Raw genomic sequence first — 16,033 nt, 5'->3', positions numbered from 1 at the left:
ACGCCGCGGCGAGGGCCGTTATTGGGCCTGCGGCAGACCTTCGAGCTTCATGCCGGGCTTGATGCCCTTCGCCGCGAACCAGCCCTTGCTCATTTCGAGCGCATAGACGCCGTTGTTGCGCGGGCAGTGGTTGTCGGTCGTTTCGGCCTTCATCTCGTCGATGTCGGTGATCGTGCCGTCCGCGCGAATGAACGCGATCGACAGCGGAATCAGCGTGTTCTTCATCCAGAAGCAGTGCACCGCGTTCTCGTTGAACACGAACAGCATGCCTTCGTTCGGCGCGAGCTGCGAACGGTACATCAGCCCCTGTTCGCGATCGGGGTCGTTCGCGGCGACGGCCGCGTCGATCACGTACATGCCGGCGCGCAGCTTCACGCGCGGGAATTCGCTCGGCTGCTTCGCGCCGGGCGGCACCTGCGCGCCGGCGGCCTGCATGCCGAGCGCGAGGACGGCGAGCGCGGCGGGGAACACAGCGGCGCGCGCGAGGCGGCCGAGCGACGAGCGAAGGGAGAATGACACAGCTGGGCTCCTGTCTGGAAAGCAAGACCCGCATGGTACGCGATGCGTGCCGGCAGGCACAAAAAAGAAAAAGGCAGATCGCCTTGCGGTGATCTGCCTTTCAACGCCGTAAGAACGGCAGAACTGCGTGTTCTTGACTGCGTTATTACAGCAAGCTTACTTAGTTCGAAGCAGCTGCCGGTGCTGCTGCGTCGCTTGCTGCAGCCTTCTTCGATGCCTTGTGGTGCTTCTTGGCTGCGTGGTGCTTCTTGGCAGCGTGCTTAGCCGGTGCCGAAGCAGCTTCAGCAGCAGCCGGAGCAGCTTCCGGAGCCGATGCTTGTGCGAAAGCAGCCGTTGCGAAGAGGCCAGCGACCAGAGCGGCGATCAGTTTGTTCATGTTGTGTTCCTCAGCTTTAGTTAATTAACCAAATGACCCGGCAATAGGAGTCATGTCGTCTAACGGTGCCATCCACCTTTCGGTTGACAGACGCTTCGAGAAATTTCTCATTGCGCTGCGGGCGCCGAATCGTATTCGAGAAAAACGTCGCTTTCGTGACGCAAACACGGGTTCGGCTGCCAATGCCGGATAGCTAAGGTTGGCATCTGCGTGGTTTAACGCGCGATCTTCGCGGGCGGTTGACGAAAAAGATGACGAAAAATTCGCGTGTCTCGCCTGCGTCATCCGGCGGCCGCGAAACCGTCCCACGGCGCGCGCGGCGGCAGCGCGATCGTTTCGCCCGGTGCAATGCCGAGCGCGAATACATCCAGTGCGCCGATGCCGACGCGCACCAGGCGCAACGTCGGGAAGCCCACGGCCGCCGTCATCCGGCGCACCTGCCGGTTCTTGCCTTCGGTGATCGCGAGTTCGATCCAGGTGGTCGGGATCGCGGCACGGTAGCGGATCGGCGGGGTGCGTGCCCACAGCGTGTCGGGCGGCTCGATGAATTCGGCGCGGCATGGACGCGTCACGTAGTCGCCGAGATCGACGCCGCGGGCGAGCGCCTTCAGGTCGGCGGGGCCGGGCGCGCCCTCGACCTGCGCCCAGTAGCGCTTGACGAGCTTGTGGCGCGGCTCGGCGATGCGCGCCTGCAGCGCGCCGTCGTCGGTGAGCAGCAGCAACCCTTCGCTGTCCGCGTCGAGCCGCCCGGCCGCGTACACGCCGGGCGTTTTTACCCAGTCGCCGAGCGACGGGCGCGTCTCGTGCGCGGAAAACTGGCAAATCGTGCCGAACGGCTTGTTGAGGGCGATCAGGTTCATGGCGGAGCGGCCGTCCGGCGTGCCGCGGGAAGCGGGGGCGGGCGGTCTATGGCAAATGGCGGAATCTTAATGCATAATACGGAACGGCAAGTCCTCTGTCTTATATAAGACATAAGTGGGGTCTTGATACGCAGTGCCGCGCTTCGTGCCGAAGTGCCCGGTTGGGGCGCTAGAATAGCGGCTCGCTGTTGCCGTCACGGGGTGGCCATGCCGCGCCCCCGCCGCGCGCGCAGCTTCGACCAGCATCACCTGCTCAGCCACGTCACTGGAGTCGATCATGCCGTATCAGCACATCAAGGTTCCGGAAGGCGGTGACAAGATCACCGTCAACAAGGACTTCTCGCTCAACGTTTCCGATCAGCCGATCATTCCCTATATCGAAGGCGACGGTACGGGCTTCGATATCACGCCGGTCATGATCAAGGTCGTCGACGCGGCGGTCGCGCATGCGTACAAGGGCAAGCGCAAGATTCACTGGATGGAGATCTTCGCGGGCGAGAAGGCGACGAAGGTGTACGGTCCGGACGTGTGGCTGCCGGACGAAACGCTGCAGGTGCTGAAGGAATACGTGGTGTCGATCAAGGGGCCGCTCACGACGCCGGTCGGCGGCGGCATCCGTTCGCTGAACGTCGCGCTGCGCCAGGAACTCGACCTGTACGTGTGCCTGCGCCCCGTGCAGTACTTCAAGGGCGTGCCGTCGCCGGTGCGCGAGCCGCAAAAGATCGACATGGTGATCTTCCGCGAGAACTCGGAAGACATCTACGCGGGCATCGAATGGGCCGCGGGCTCCGAGCAGGCGAAGAAGGTCATCAAGTTCCTGCAGGACGAGATGGGCGTGAAGAAGATCCGCTTCCCGGAAACCTCGGGGATCGGCGTCAAGCCCGTGTCGACCGAAGGCACCGAGCGTCTGGTGCGCAAGGCGATCCAGTATGCGATCGACAACGATCGCAAGTCGGTCACGCTGGTGCACAAGGGCAACATCATGAAGTTCACGGAAGGCCTGTTCCGTGACGCCGGCTACGCGCTCGCGCAGAAGGAATTCGGCGGCGAGCTGATCGACGGCGGCCCGTGGATGCGCGTGAAGAACCCGAAGACGGGCAACGAGATCGTGATCAAGGATTCGATCGCCGATGCGTTCCTGCAGCAGATCCTGCTGCGCCCGGCCGAATACGACGTGATCGCCACGCTGAACCTGAACGGCGACTACATTTCCGACGCGCTCGCTGCGCAGGTCGGCGGCATCGGGATCGCGCCGGGCGCGAACCTTTCGGATTCGGTCGCGATGTTCGAAGCGACGCACGGCACCGCGCCGAAGTACGCGGGCAAGGATTACGTGAACCCGGGTTCCGAGATCCTGTCGGCGGAAATGATGCTGCGCCACCTCGGCTGGACGGAAGCAGCCGATACGATCATCGCCGCGATGGAGAAGTCGATCCTGCAGAAGCGCGTCACGTACGACTTCGCGCGCCTGATGGAAGGTGCGACGCAGGTGTCGTGCTCGGGCTTCGGTGAAGTGCTGATCGAGAACATGTAAGACCCCTTCCGGGGTGGGCCGGCAGGTTGCCGGCCGCCCCGGCGCTGACTGCCGGCGCCGGAGCGTTTCGTGGATGGCAGGTTTGTTGGCGGGGCGGCCACGCGGCCCTGCAAGGTAGAACATGACGGCCCTCGCAACACCCTCGCCCGGCTGAGCCGGCGCGCCCCTTTCGCGACCGACCCGGTCGCTCCCCGCCGGTTACCGCCGGCGCACCCCAGTCACAATTTTCACGTAGCAACGCATCGACCATGTCCACTTCGCCCAAGATCATCTACACCCTCACCGACGAAGCGCCCGCGCTCGCGACCTATTCGCTGCTGCCGATCGTCAAGGCCTTCACGCGCTCGTCCGGCGTCGCCGTCGAAACGCGCGACATCTCGCTCGCCGGCCGCATCATCGCGGCATTCGCAGACATCCTGCCGCCCGAGCAGAAGGGTTCCGACGATCTGGCCGAGCTGGGCCAGCTCACGCTGAAGCCGGAAGCAAACATCATCAAGCTGCCGAACATCAGCGCATCGGTGCCGCAGCTGAAGGCCGCGATCGCCGAACTGCAGGCGCAGGGCTACCCGCTGCCGGCCTATCCGGACGAAGCGTCGACCGACGAAGAGAAGGCGATCAAGGCCCGCTACGACAAGATCAAGGGCAGCGCGGTGAACCCGGTGCTGCGCGAAGGCAACTCCGACCGCCGCGCGCCGCTGTCGGTCAAGAACTACGCACGCAAGCATCCGCACAAGATGGGCGCGTGGAAGTCCACGTCGAAGGCGCACGTCGCGCACATGAGCGAAGGCGACTTCTACGGCAGCGAGAAGTCGGCGTTGATCGCCGACGCCGGCAGCGTGAAGATCGAACTCACGACCACCGACGGCGTGAAGAAGGTGCTGAAGGAAAAGACGGCCGTGAAGGCCGGTGAAGTGATCGACGCGTCGGTGATGAGCCGCAAGGCGCTGCGCAGCTTCATCGAAGCGCAGATCGCCGACGCGAAGGCGCAGGACGTGCTGTTCTCGGTGCACCTGAAGGCGACCATGATGAAGGTCTCGGACCCGATCCTGTTCGGCCAGTTCGTGTCGGTGTTCTACCGCGACGCGCTCGCGAAGCACGCAGACCTGCTGGCGAAGGTCGGCTTCAACCCGAACAACGGGATCGGCGACCTGTACGCACGCCTGAAGGACCTGCCGGCCGACACGCGCGAAGCGATCGAAGCCGACGTCAAGGCCGAATACGCGGTGCGCCCGCGCCTCGCGATGGTCAACTCGGACAAGGGCATCACGAACCTGCACGTGCCGAGCGACGTGATCGTCGACGCATCGATGCCGGCGATGATCCGCGATTCGGGCGGCATGTGGGGCCCGGACGGCCAGCTGTACGACGCGAAGGCCGTGATTCCGGACCGTTGCTACGCCGGCGTGTACCAGGCGGTGATCGAGGACTGCAAGCAGCACGGCGCGTTCGATCCGGTCACGATGGGCAGCGTGCCGAACGTCGGCCTGATGGCGCAGGCGGCTGAAGAATACGGTTCGCACGACAAGACGTTCCAGATTCCGGCGGACGGCGTCGTGCGCGTCACCGACGAAGCGGGCAACGTGCTGCTCGAGCATGCGGTGGAATCGGGCGACATCTGGCGCATGTGCCAGACGAAGGACGCACCGGTGCAGGACTGGGTGAAGCTCGCGGTGAATCGCGCACGCGCGACCGGCGCGCCGGCCGTGTTCTGGCTCGACCCGGCACGTGCGCACGACGCGCAGATCATCGCGAAGGTCGAACGCTACCTGAAGGATCACGACACGACCGGCCTGGACATCCGCGTGATGACGCCGGTCGACGCGACGCGTTTCTCGCTCGAGCGCATCCGGGCGGGCAAGGACACGATCTCGGTCACCGGCAACGTGCTGCGCGATTACCTGACCGACCTGTTCCCGATCATGGAGCTCGGCACCAGCGCGAAGATGCTGTCGATCGTGCCGCTGATGGCCGGCGGCGGGATGTTCGAGACGGGTGCGGGCGGTTCGGCGCCGAAGCACGTGCAGCAGTTCGTCGAGGAAGGCTTCCTGCGCTGGGATTCGCTCGGCGAATTCCTTGCGCTGGCCGCGTCGCTCGAGCACCTGGGCAACGCGTACCAGAACCCGAAGGCGCTCGTGCTCGCGAAGACGCTCGACCAGGCCACCGGCAAGTTCCTGGACGAGAACAAGTCGCCGGCGCGCAAGGTCGGCGGCCTCGACAACCGCGGCAGCCACTTCTACCTGTGCCTGTACTGGGCGCAGGCGCTGGCCGAGCAGACCGAGGACGTCGCGCTGAAGGCGCAGTTCGAAGGCGTCGCGAAGGCGCTGTCCGACAACGAAGCGCGCATTCTGGAAGAACTGGCGGCCGCGCAGGGCAGCGCGCAGGCCATCGGCGGCTACTACCGCCCGAACGTCGAGCTGACGAGCCAGGCAATGCGTCCGAGCGCGACGCTGAACGGCATCGTCGACGCGCTCGCCTGACGCGGGCCGCGCCATCGCGCGAGCCGATGCGTGTGTCGGCGCGGCGGGTATTGCTGCCTGCCGCCCGCTACAAAAGACAAACGCCCCGGATGTTCGGGGCGTTTTTCGTTTCCGGCTTGTCATTCAGACGTGAACGATTTCCCATTCGGCGATTTCGTGCGGCACTTCGAGCGTCGCGGTATCCAGTTCGGACAGTTGCTCGCAGTCGCCGCGGGAGATGTGGTCGGCTGCCACTTCGGGGCACGAGAATGCGCCGAGCAGGGCGTTGCCGAACGTCGCTTCCCAGCCGCCGTTACCCGGCAGGATGTAGAACGACCCGAGCGCTGAACCAAAGCGAAATCCCTTCATTTCCGTTCTCCCTTTCTGATCACAAGCGATTCTGTTGTGCCGTTTGCCGGTTCGACCGGCAGCGGCCCGACTGGCTGCTTGCGCCGGGTTCCGTATCGAACGTCGTGGCGAAGCGTCAGTGCATGGGACAAAGTCTACGTCCGCGACCCGCTCGGATGGTGCGTGTAGAACGGCTTCACTAAACAAAAATTCTCGTTTAAAAACAAATAATTATTTCATTCGTTTTGTATTGCGGAACGTTTTTCGGCATCGCGAAACGGGAATTTTGTGCTCTGCACCACAAATTTTTATAACGTAGTGATTTGTTCCGCATCGTGAAATATTGGCGGGTTTGCGATCGGGGGACGCGACCGGTGCAGGGTGAGGGCTGAACGGCAAGCGGCGGACGACCGGCCGGCGGGGGCACGCGGCAGGGTCGAACGACGGCTACGGTTGCGGGTGAGTGGGTGCTTCGCGGATCGACGCCGCCGGTCGAGACGTGCCGAATTCGATGCGCCGGCAAGGGCGGGTCCTGCGGCATTTCGCCGCTCGGTCGGCGGTGGTGCTTCCCGCCAGGGGCCGGCGGTTATGATGACGCGGGCATTGGCGTCGCATCGGCCGCGCGACGCAGCATGGATAACGAGGAACGATAGATGATACGGAGAACCTTCCTGTCGCGCGCCATCGGTGTCGCAGCCGCGTCGCTGTTCGCGCGCACCGCGTGGGCGCAGCATGCCGGTCACGCCGGCATGGACTCGATGGACGACATGCCGGGCATGTCGGGGATGGCGGCTCACGGGTCGCACGGCAAGGCCGCGCCGGCCGCGCTCGCGGCCGCCGATGCGTTGCCGGCCGGCGCGCCGCTCGCGGCGCTGCGCACGCTCGCGAACGAAAGCCGCGAGCCCGGCACGTTCCGGGCCACGCTGGTGGCGCAGCCGGTGGCGCGCCCGATGCTGCGCGGTGCTCGGCCGACCACGTTCTGGCAGTTCGGCGCGGGCACGCAGGGCCCGGTCGTCGGTCCGCTGATCGACGTGCGCGAGGGCGATACGGTCGAGATCAGGTTCGTGAACAAGCTGCCGCAGCCGTCGACGATCCACTGGCACGGCCTGCCCGTGCCGCCCGACCAGGACGGCAACCCGTCTGATCCCGTCGCGCCCGGCGCGTCGCGCGTGTACCGCTTCACGCTGCCGAAGGGGAGCGCCGGCACCTACTGGTACCACCCGCATCCGCACATGATGACGGCCGAGCAGGTGTTCCGCGGGCTGGCCGGCCCGTTCGTCGTGCGCGCCGCGGACGATCCGCTGGCGGGCTGGCCCGAGCGCAACCTGTTCGTGTCGGACCTGAAGCTTGCGCGCGACGGCACGATCGCCCCGAACGACATGATGGACTGGATGAACGGCCGCGAAGGTCAGTTCGTGCTCGTCAACGGCGCACGCCGGCCGCGGATCGACGTCGCCGGCGACGAGCGCTGGCGCGTGTGGAACGCGTGCAGCGCGCGCTACCTGCGCGTCGCGTTCGACGACGGCCGCGCGTTCGAGCATGTGGGCACCGACGGCGGGCTGTTCGCCGCGCCGCGCCGCGTCACGTCGCTGCTGATCGCGCCGGGCGAACGTGCGGAGCTGCTGGTGCGCGCCGGCGATCATGCGTCGCACGCGGTGCTGCAGGCGGCCGAATACGACCGCCGCAAGATGTCGATGTCGCACGACGACGGGCACGGCAGCCTGCCGCCCGATCCGGCGCTGGCCCTGGCGGACGTCGCGTTCGCGCCGGCCGCTCCCCGCGTGCTGCCGGCCACCCTGCGCGCGGTGCCGCCGCTGGGCGAGCCGGTCGCGCACAAGGAGGTCGCGTTCGGCGAAGAGATGGACATGGACGCGATGATGAAGGGCGGCGCGCACGGGCGCCCGGCGGGCATGCGTTTCACGATCAACGGCGAGACCTACGCGGCGCACCGCGCGACGCTGACGAGCCGCCGCGGCGACGTCGAGCGCTGGACGATCCGCAACGGCACCGACATGGATCACCCGTTCCACCTGCACGGCACGCAGTTCCAGGTGATCGAGCGCGCAGCGGACGGTTCGCGCACGAGCGAACCGTTCCGCGCATGGCGCGATACCGTGAACGTGCGCAGCGGTGAAACCGTGTCGATTCTCGTCACGCAGGACATGCCCGGCGAGCGCATGTTTCATTGCCACATTCTCGAACACGAGGATCTCGGCATGATGGGCACGCTGAAAGTCGTGTAACGAAGTGGTGATTATGTTTCACGTGCCGGACGAGTATGCGATCTGCGCGTGCGACGAGACAATACGTGTTCAATTATCGGGATTGAACGAAAAGGCCGGCCAATCGATAATCGATTGGCCGGCCTCGAAAAAAAGAAACCCGGCGCAATGCACCGGGTTTCTTCGTCTGATATCCGGTGCCTTATACGGCCTGGATGTTCGACGCTTGCTTGCCCTTCGGCCCTTGGACGACGTCAAAGCTCACCTTCTGGCCTTCCTTCAGCGTCTTGAAGCCATTCATGGTGATAGCCGAAAAGTGCGCAAACAGATCCTCACCGCCCTCGTCGGGAGTGATGAAACCGAAGCCCTTCGCGTCGTTGAACCACTTAACGATACCAGTTGCCATTTCCTACTTCCCCTGTCACACAGTCGCTGCTACTTACCACGAGCACGCTCGAAAAGCTAAACGACCGGAAATGCAGCCGTTCCCCCCTCACAAGCTCACCTCGGCCTCTTTCATTTCGCCAACCGGCAAATTGAAAAAAGTGCCAGCTTGATTGTTGGCGCTCTTTATTGGAGTGTCAAGTGGAATTTTTAGACGTTTAGAGGGCCGTTGTAAAGAACCCATTTTCAGGGTTTTTCCGGCTTTGCTTCGCAGCACGCGGCCAAGCGCGAGGGCTTGAAAAGCCGCATAATCGGCTCATATACCAGGCTCGAGTGACACGCGTTCGAGTCGTCCCGGCTTGTGGGATACTGGATGCGGATATGACGTTCCGGTGCGGTTCCCCTGACGGTTCGTGTTCCGCGCCACGCGTGAAAGCCGGCACCGCAGCCGGCTTTCGTATGGCACGAAGAAGATCGCGTGTTCCGGGTTTCCGGGGAGGGCGCCGGCCGGTCGGTCGGGTAATGGCAGGATTGCGGGCCTGTCCGAGTTGTTTAGAATGGGTGTATGGCGATTATCCCGGACAAGCAGGACAGTACCGTCCTGGAACGCAAGCAGCAGAAGCTCAAGCCGCCTTCGATGTACAAGGTGGTGCTGCTGAACGACGACTTCACGCCGATGGAATTCGTCGTGATGGTGGTCCAGGAGTATTTCAAGAAGGATCGCGAGACGGCCACGCAGATCATGCTGAAGGTCCATCGTGAAGGGCGAGGGGTATGTGGGGTCTATACGCGGGACATCGCGTCGACCAAGGTTGAGCAAGTCGTTACCCATGCGCGGCAGGCCGGGCATCCGCTGCAGTGCGTGATGGAGGAAGCATGATTGCCCAGGAATTGGAAGTCAGCCTGCACATGGCGTTCATGGAAGCACGTCAGGCGCGCCATGAGTTCATTACGGTCGAGCATCTATTGCTGGCCCTGCTGGATAATCCGACGGCGGCCGAGGTGTTGCGCGCGTGCGCGGCAAACATCGAGGACCTGCGTCAGAACCTGCGCAATTTCATCCACGACAACACACCTACCGTCCCGGGTACCGACGATGTCGATACCCAGCCGACGCTGGGTTTCCAGCGCGTGATCCAGCGCGCGATCATGCACGTCCAGTCGACGTCGAACGGCAAGAAGGAAGTCACCGGCGCGAACGTGCTGGTCGCGATCTTCGGCGAGAAGGATTCGCATGCCGTGTACTACCTGCAGCAGCAGGGCGTCACGCGTCTCGACGTGGTGAACTTCATTTCGCACGGCATCGCGAAGACGAACAGCGGCGAAGCCGCGAAGTCGGCCGACGCGAACGCGGAAAGCGAAGACGCGAATGCGCAGAAGGAAACGCCGCTCGCGCAGTTCACGCAGAACCTGAATCAGATGGCGAAGGACGGCCGCATCGATCCGCTGATCGGTCGCGAGCCCGAGGTCGAGCGCGTGGTCCAGGTGCTGTGCCGTCGCCGCAAGAACAATCCGCTGCTCGTCGGCGAGGCCGGGGTCGGCAAGACCGCGATCGCCGAAGGGCTCGCGTATCGCATCACGCGCGGCGAAGTGCCGGACATCCTCGCGAATGCGCAGGTCTATTCGCTCGACATGGGCGCGCTGCTCGCGGGCACCAAGTATCGCGGCGATTTCGAGCAGCGTCTGAAGACGGTGCTGAAAGAGCTGAAGGAGCGTCCGCACGCGATCCTGTTCATCGACGAAATTCACACGCTGATCGGCGCGGGCGCCGCATCGGGCGGCACGCTCGACGCGTCGAACCTGTTGAAGCCGGCGCTGTCGTCGGGCACGCTCAAGTGCATCGGCGCGACCACGTTCACCGAATATCGCGGCATCTTCGAGAAGGATGCGGCGCTGTCGCGGCGCTTCCAGAAGGTCGACGTGACGGAGCCGACCGTCGAGCAGACGGTCGCGATCCTGCGCGGGCTGAAGTCGCGCTTCGAGGAGCACCACGGCGTCAAGTATTCGTCGGGTGCGCTGTCGGCCGCGGCCGAACTGTCGGCGCGCTTCATCACCGACCGTCATCTGCCGGACAAGGCGATCGACGTGATCGACGAAGCGGGCGCGGCCCAGCGCATCCTGCCGAAGTCGAAGCAGAAGAAGACGATCGGCAAGAGCGAGATCGAGGAAATCATCTCGAAGATCGCGCGCGTGCCGGCGCAGAGCGTGTCGCAGGACGATCGCAGCAAGCTGCAGACGCTCGACCGCGACCTGAAGAGCGTCGTGTTCGGCCAGGATCCGGCGATCGACGCGCTCGCCGCGTCGATCAAGATGGCGCGCGCGGGCCTCGGCAAGATGGACAAGCCGATCGGCGCGTTCCTGTTCTCCGGCCCGACGGGCGTCGGCAAGACCGAAGTGGCGCGCCAGCTCGCGTTCACGCTCGGCATCGAGCTGATCCGCTTCGACATGTCGGAATACATGGAGCGTCACGCGGTGAGCCGCCTGATCGGCGCGCCGCCGGGCTACGTCGGGTTCGACCAGGGCGGCCTGCTGACCGAAGCCGTCACGAAGAAGCCGCACTGCGTGTTGCTGCTCGACGAAATCGAGAAGGCGCATCCGGACATCTTCAACGTGCTGCTGCAGGTGATGGACCACGGCACGCTGACGGACAACAACGGCCGCAAGGCGGATTTCCGCAACGTCATCATCATCATGACGACGAACGCGGGCGCCGAGTCGATGCAGAAGGCGACGATCGGCTTCACGACGCGCCGCGAGACGGGCGACGAGATGACCGACATCAAGCGCCTGTTCACGCCGGAGTTCCGCAACCGCCTGGATTCGATCATCAGCTTCCGCTCGCTCGATGAGGAAATCATCATGCGCGTGGTCGACAAGTTCCTGATCCAGCTGGAGGAACAGTTGCACGAGAAGAAGGTCGACGCGCTCTTCACCGACGCGTTGCGCAAGCATCTCGCGAAGCACGGCTTCGACCCGCTGATGGGCGCGCGGCCGATGCAGCGGCTGATCCAGGACACGATCCGTCGCGCGCTGGCCGACGAGCTGCTGTTCGGCAAGCTCCTCACCGGCGGTCACGTGACGGTCGACGTCGACGAAAACGACAAGGTGCAGTTGTCGTTCGACAAGCTGGCGAATCCGCCGCACAAGCCGAACGAAGAGACGGTCGAAGTCGAGTAAGCGATAATTCGTTGTTCATGCGAACGGCGCGGGAAGTTCTCCGCGCCGTTTCGTTTTATCCGGCGCCGGTGGCGCGATGGTGGTGCAGGGGAGTGGTAACGCGGTGACACAACAACAACGGTCGTTCGACGATATCGTCGCGCGCGAACAAGGATTGCGCCACGCGCTGACGTCGGGGCAGATGGCGATGATCGCGATCGGCGGCGCGATCGGCACGGGGCTGTTCCTCGGCAGCGGGTTCGCGATCGGGCTCGCCGGCCCGAGCGTGCTCGTTTCCTATGCGATCGGCGCACTGATCGCGCTGCTGCTGATGGGCGCGCTCGCGGAAATGACGGTCGCGCATCCGACGGCCGGCTCGTTCGGCGCGTATGCCGAGCACTACGTGGGCCCGCTTGCGGGCTTCCTGGTACGTTATGCGTACTGGTTCGCGGTCGTGTTCGCGATCGGCACCGAGATCAGCGCGATCGCCGTGTTCATGAAGTACTGGTTCCCGGCCGTGCCCGGCTGGTACTGGGTGATCGGCTTCTCCGCGCTGCTGATCGCGGTGAACCTCGCGAGCGTCACGCTGTACGGCACGGTCGAGTATGCGTTCTCGCTGCTGAAGATCGCGGCGATCGTCGTGTTCATCGTGCTCGGCGCCTATCTCGTGTGGTCGGCGCCGGCCGCATCGGGCATCGGCTTCGCGAACTACACCGCGCACGGCGGCTTCATGCCGAAGGGCCCGTGGGGCACCTGGGTCGCGGTGATCGTCGCGATCTTCAGCTACATGAGCATCGAAGCCGTCGCGATCGCGGCCGGCGAGGCGCGCGATCCGCAGCATGCGGTCACGCGTGCGTTCCGCTCGACCGTGTTCCGGCTCGTGCTGTTCTACCTGCTGACGCTCGCGCTGATGCTGGCGATCGTGCCGTGGACGCAGGCCGGCACCGACGAAAGCCCGTTCGTGAAGGTGATGGCCGCGACGCACGTGCCGTACGCGGCGGGCGTGATCAACTTCGTGCTGCTGATCGCGGCGTTGTCGGCGATGAACAGCCAGCTTTACGTGACGACGCGGATGATGTTCAGCCTGTCGCGCGCACGGCTCGCGCCCGCGGTGTTCGGCCGGCTCGGCACGAACGGCGTGCCGCGCGCGGCGCTGTGGATCTCGACGAGCGGCGTCGCGGTCGCGGCCGTGCTGGTCGCGCTGGCGCCCGACACCGCGTTCACCGTGATGATGGCGATCGCGATGTTCGGCGCGCTGTTCACGTGGCTGATGATCTTCGTCACGCATCTGCGCTTCCGTTCGCAGTACCGCGGCCCGGCGCTCGCGTTCCGGATGTGGGGCCACCCGTTCGGCAGCCTGCTCGGTGCGGCGCTCGTCGCGGCGATCCTGTTCACGACCGCATTCACGCGCGAATTCCGGATGACGATGGTGGTCGGCGTCGTGTTCGTGGTGCTGCTTACGCTCGCGTATGCGCTGCATTACCGGCACGAACATGCCCGTTGACCGTGGCGGCGCGCCCGCCCGCGGCGGGGTTTCACGACCGCTAAGGTTCCGTTAAGCACGCAGCGACTACATTCGATCCTGTCTGCAAGGCGGGCCGGCACTCGCCGGCCGGCCGCTTTCCTGCAAGGGGTCTGAATGAACAAACTTCCCGAAATCACGCTCGCGTTCTGGATCATGAAGATCTGCGCGACGACGCTCGGCGAAACCGGCGGCGACCTGCTGTCGATGACGCTGAACGTCGGCTACGCGGTGAGCTCGATCCTGCTGTTCGGTTTCTTCCTCGCGACGCTGGGTGCCCAGCTCAGGACGACACGCTATCGCCCGGCGATCTACTGGGCGGTGATCGTCGCGACGAGCACCGCCGGCACGACGATGTCCGACTTCATGGACCGCACGCTCGGCCTCGGCTATGCAGCCGGCTCGTCGATCCTCGTCGCGATCCTGCTGGCAATCTTCGCGGTGTGGCGCCTGAGCGGCGAATCGCTGTCGGTCGACCTGATCCGCACGCGCAAGGTCGAGCTGCTGTACTGGATCGCGATTCTCTTCTCGAATACGCTCGGCACCGCGCTCGGCGACTTCCTCGCGGACAGCTCGGGGCTCGGCTTCGGCGGTGGTGCGCTGCTGATCGGCGGGCTGCTCGCGGCGATCGTGCTGGCGCACTATGTCACGCGGATCTCGGGCGTGCTGCTGTTCTGGGCGGCGTTCGTGCTCACGCGCCCGTTCGGCGCGACGGTCGGCGATCTGCTGACGAAACCGGTTGCGAAGGGCGGCCTGGCGCTCGGCACGATCGGTTCGTCGGCCGTGCTGCTCGGCGTGCTGGTCGCGATGGTGATCTACGCGAGCATCGCGCACGCGCGGCGCGGCGAACCGGTGCCGACGCGGATCGCGCGTGCAGCCGGCGAATGACGTGAACGAAAAAAAGGGACCGCGAGGTCCCTTTTTGCGTGTGCCGTTCAGTGACGGCCGGTGCTGCCGAAGCCGCCTTCGCCGCGATCGCTCTCGGCGAAATCGTCGACGATGTTGAACTGCGCCTGTACGACCGGCACGATCACGAGCTGCGCGAGGCGCTCGAACGGGTTCAGCACGAACTCGGTGTGGCCGCGGTTCCACGTCGACACCATCAACTGGCCCTGGTAGTCGGAGTCGATCAAGCCGACCAGGTTGCCGAGCACGATCCCGTGCTTGTGGCCGAGGCCCGAGCGCGGCAGGATCAGCGCCGCATAGCCGGGGTCGGCGAGGTGGATCGCGAGGCCCGTCGGCACGAGCGTCGTTTCGCCCGGCTGCAGCGTGACCGGCGCGTCGAGACACGCTCGCAGGTCGAGGCCCGCGCTGCCGGTGGTCGCGTAGGCGGGCAGGTAGTCGCGCATACGCGCGTCGAGAATCTTCAGGTCGAGTTTCATGCGATCGTCGAATCGGTCGGGAAAGGGGCGGCGGCAAGCGCCGCCGCACGGGTGATCAGATCAGGCGATTGTCGGGCAGGCGCTTCGCGATTTCCGCGACGAGCGTGTGCGCGAGTGCGTCCTTCGGGGCGCGCGGCAGGCGGGTGAGGCCGGCGGCCTCGAACAGCACGACTTCGTTGTCGTCGCGGCCGAACGTCAGCGGGCCGAGGTTGCCGACGAGCAGCGGCACGTTCTTGCGCTTGCGCTTCTCGTCGCCGTGCACGTCGAGGTCGCCGCTTTCGGCCGCGAACCCGACGCAGAACGGCGGATCGGGCAGCGCGGCGACCGACGCGAGGATGTCGGGGTTTTCGACGAATGCGAGCGTGGGCATCTTGCGATCGGCCGTCTTCTTGATCTTGTGCTCGGCGGGCTGCTCGACGCGCCAGTCGGCCACCGCGGCCACCGCGATGAAGATGTCGGCGTCGTTGACCGCATGCATGACCGCGTCGTACATCTGGCGGGCCGTCTGCACGTCCTGGCGGTACACACCCCACGGCGTGTCGAGCGCGACCGGCCCGGCGACGAGATGCACGTCGGCGCCGGCCTGCTGCGCGGCGCGCGCGAGCGCGAAGCCCATCTTGCCGCTCGAGCGGTTCGTGAGGCCGCGCACCGGGTCGAGCGGCTCGAACGTCGGCCCGGCCGTGATCAGCACGCGCCGATGCGCGAGCACCTTCGGCGCGAAGTGCGCAACGATCGCTTCATAGATCGCCTCGGGCTCGAGCATGCGGCCGTCGCCGACTTCGCCGCACGCCTGCGCGCCCGAATCCGGGCCGAGCACCGACACGCCGTCCGCGCGCAGTTGCGCGGCGTTGCGCTGCGTGGCCGGGTTCTGCCACATCTGGCGATTCATGGCGGGGACGACGAGCAACGGGCAATCGCGCGCGACGCACAGCGTCGACAGCAAATCGTCCGCGAACCCGTGCGCGAGCTTCGCGAGGAAATCGGTGGATGCGGGCGCGATCACGATCGCGTCGGCTTCGCGCGACAGGTCGATGTGCGCCATGTTGTTGTCGATGCGCGCGTCCCACTGGCTCGTATAGACGGGCCGGCCCGACAGCGCCTGCATCGTGACGGGCGTGATGAACTGGGTGGCGGCTTCGGTCATCGCGACCTGGACGGTCGCGCCGGCCTTCGTGAGCAGCCGCGTGAGCTCGGCGATCTTGTAGCAGGCGATGCCGCCCGTCAGGCCGAGAACGAGGTGTTTTCCTGCGAGTTCTGCGTGTGCCAACTCAGGC

Annotated in this window: 14 protein-coding genes; 7 read left to right on the top strand and 7 right to left on the bottom strand. The window is 65.2% G+C overall.

Going from position 1 to position 16,033, the window contains the following annotated elements; translation table 11 throughout:
- Positions 1–18 precede the first annotated feature (18 nt).
- The 3 genes from WJ16_RS12995 to WJ16_RS12990 all read right to left on the bottom strand — a co-directional run bounded on the left by WJ16_RS12995 (position 19) and on the right by WJ16_RS12990 (position 1,755).
- Positions 19–519: a DUF192 domain-containing protein gene (locus WJ16_RS12995; RefSeq protein WP_069257396.1), complete on the bottom strand. Its 501-nt coding sequence runs from the start codon at positions 517–519 to the stop codon at positions 19–21.
- A gap of 160 nt (positions 520–679) precedes the next feature.
- The gene (locus tag WJ16_RS33215; RefSeq protein ID WP_011352970.1) at positions 680–895 is read right to left on the bottom strand and encodes a hypothetical protein; all 216 of its coding nucleotides are present in this window, start codon (positions 893–895) and stop codon (positions 680–682) included.
- 281 nt (positions 896–1,176) lie between these two features.
- Entirely contained in the window at positions 1,177–1,755 is a 579-nt protein-coding gene (locus tag WJ16_RS12990) for a pseudouridine synthase (protein ID WP_069257395.1), read from the bottom strand.
- Positions 1,756–2,032: 277 nt separating this feature from the next.
- Between WJ16_RS12990 and icd the strand changes: the two genes are divergently transcribed.
- Together icd and WJ16_RS12975 are read left to right on the top strand one after the other, a co-directional pair.
- On the top strand, positions 2,033–3,289 hold the full coding sequence (icd, locus tag WJ16_RS12980; protein ID WP_006478026.1) for an NADP-dependent isocitrate dehydrogenase: 1,257 nt from the start codon (positions 2,033–2,035) through the stop codon (positions 3,287–3,289).
- 248 nt (positions 3,290–3,537) lie between these two features.
- On the top strand, positions 3,538–5,766 hold the full coding sequence (locus tag WJ16_RS12975; protein ID WP_069257393.1) for an NADP-dependent isocitrate dehydrogenase: 2,229 nt from the start codon (positions 3,538–3,540) through the stop codon (positions 5,764–5,766).
- Between the two features lie 123 nt (positions 5,767–5,889).
- On the opposite strand, the gene WJ16_RS12970 is transcribed toward WJ16_RS12975, so the two are convergent.
- On the bottom strand, positions 5,890–6,114 hold the full coding sequence (locus WJ16_RS12970; protein WP_006490888.1) for a hypothetical protein: 225 nt from the start codon (positions 6,112–6,114) through the stop codon (positions 5,890–5,892).
- A 632-nt stretch (positions 6,115–6,746) separates the two neighbouring features.
- Between WJ16_RS12970 and WJ16_RS12965 the strand changes: the two genes are divergently transcribed.
- The gene (locus WJ16_RS12965) at positions 6,747–8,336 is read left to right on the top strand and encodes a multicopper oxidase family protein (protein ID WP_069257392.1); all 1,590 of its coding nucleotides are present in this window, start codon (positions 6,747–6,749) and stop codon (positions 8,334–8,336) included.
- 181 nt (positions 8,337–8,517) lie between these two features.
- Here WJ16_RS12965 and WJ16_RS12960 read toward each other — a convergent pair whose 3' ends face one another.
- The gene (locus WJ16_RS12960) at positions 8,518–8,721 is read right to left on the bottom strand and encodes a cold-shock protein (protein ID WP_006488945.1); all 204 of its coding nucleotides are present in this window, start codon (positions 8,719–8,721) and stop codon (positions 8,518–8,520) included.
- Between the two features lie 543 nt (positions 8,722–9,264).
- Here WJ16_RS12960 and clpS point away from each other — a divergent pair.
- From clpS to WJ16_RS12940, 4 genes are all read left to right on the top strand, one after another.
- Positions 9,265–9,579 carry an ATP-dependent Clp protease adapter ClpS gene (gene clpS, locus WJ16_RS12955; protein ID WP_006398529.1) on the top strand — a complete coding sequence of 105 codons (315 nt, stop codon included), beginning with the start codon at positions 9,265–9,267 and terminating at the stop codon, positions 9,577–9,579.
- Positions 9,576–11,876, top strand: a complete 2,301-nt coding sequence (gene clpA, locus WJ16_RS12950) for an ATP-dependent Clp protease ATP-binding subunit ClpA (RefSeq protein ID WP_069257391.1) — start codon at positions 9,576–9,578, stop codon at positions 11,874–11,876. Before clpS ends, clpA begins: the two co-directional genes overlap by 4 nt.
- Positions 11,877–11,979: 103 nt before the next feature.
- Complete coding sequence (locus tag WJ16_RS12945; protein ID WP_069258054.1) at positions 11,980–13,359, top strand: amino acid permease; 1,380 nt, start codon at positions 11,980–11,982, stop codon at positions 13,357–13,359.
- A 135-nt stretch (positions 13,360–13,494) separates the two neighbouring features.
- Complete coding sequence (locus WJ16_RS12940) at positions 13,495–14,265, top strand: COG4705 family protein (RefSeq protein ID WP_069257390.1); 771 nt, start codon at positions 13,495–13,497, stop codon at positions 14,263–14,265.
- Positions 14,266–14,312: 47 nt separating this feature from the next.
- On the opposite strand, the gene dut is transcribed toward WJ16_RS12940, so the two are convergent.
- On the bottom strand, positions 14,313–14,759 hold the full coding sequence (gene dut, locus WJ16_RS12935; RefSeq protein ID WP_069257389.1) for a dUTP diphosphatase: 447 nt from the start codon (positions 14,757–14,759) through the stop codon (positions 14,313–14,315).
- Positions 14,760–14,814: 55 nt separating this feature from the next.
- Positions 14,815–16,026 carry a bifunctional phosphopantothenoylcysteine decarboxylase/phosphopantothenate--cysteine ligase CoaBC gene (gene coaBC / locus WJ16_RS12930; RefSeq protein ID WP_069257388.1) on the bottom strand — a complete coding sequence of 404 codons (1,212 nt, stop codon included), beginning with the start codon at positions 16,024–16,026 and terminating at the stop codon, positions 14,815–14,817.
- Between the last annotated feature and the right edge of the window lie 7 nt (positions 16,027–16,033).

The organism is Burkholderia metallica, assembly GCF_001718555.1.
GTDB classification, from domain to species: domain Bacteria; phylum Pseudomonadota; class Gammaproteobacteria; order Burkholderiales; family Burkholderiaceae; genus Burkholderia; species Burkholderia metallica.
Note: the sequence above shows the minus strand (reverse complement) of the source record. Positions and strands in the feature narration are given on the sequence as shown.

Excerpts from the sequence above, each read along its gene's own strand:
- icd (WP_006478026.1), top strand. The coding sequence starts at position 2,033 with ATGCCGTATCAGCACATCAAGGTTCCGGAAGGCGGTGACAAGATCACC.
- WJ16_RS33215 (WP_011352970.1), bottom strand. The coding sequence starts at position 895 with ATGAACAAACTGATCGCCGCTCTGGTCGCTGGCCTCTTCGCAACGGCT.
- WJ16_RS12965 (WP_069257392.1), top strand. The coding sequence starts at position 6,747 with ATGATACGGAGAACCTTCCTGTCGCGCGCCATCGGTGTCGCAGCCGCG.
- WJ16_RS12970 (WP_006490888.1), bottom strand. The coding sequence starts at position 6,114 with ATGAAGGGATTTCGCTTTGGTTCAGCGCTCGGGTCGTTCTACATCCTG.
- WJ16_RS12940 (WP_069257390.1), top strand. The coding sequence starts at position 13,495 with ATGAACAAACTTCCCGAAATCACGCTCGCGTTCTGGATCATGAAGATC.
- clpS (WP_006398529.1), top strand. The coding sequence starts at position 9,265 with ATGGCGATTATCCCGGACAAGCAGGACAGTACCGTCCTGGAACGCAAG.
- clpA (WP_069257391.1), top strand. The coding sequence starts at position 9,576 with ATGATTGCCCAGGAATTGGAAGTCAGCCTGCACATGGCGTTCATGGAA.
- WJ16_RS12975 (WP_069257393.1), top strand. The coding sequence starts at position 3,538 with ATGTCCACTTCGCCCAAGATCATCTACACCCTCACCGACGAAGCGCCC.
- dut (WP_069257389.1), bottom strand. The coding sequence starts at position 14,759 with ATGAAACTCGACCTGAAGATTCTCGACGCGCGTATGCGCGACTACCTG.
- WJ16_RS12990 (WP_069257395.1), bottom strand. The coding sequence starts at position 1,755 with ATGAACCTGATCGCCCTCAACAAGCCGTTCGGCACGATTTGCCAGTTT.
- WJ16_RS12960 (WP_006488945.1), bottom strand. The coding sequence starts at position 8,721 with ATGGCAACTGGTATCGTTAAGTGGTTCAACGACGCGAAGGGCTTCGGT.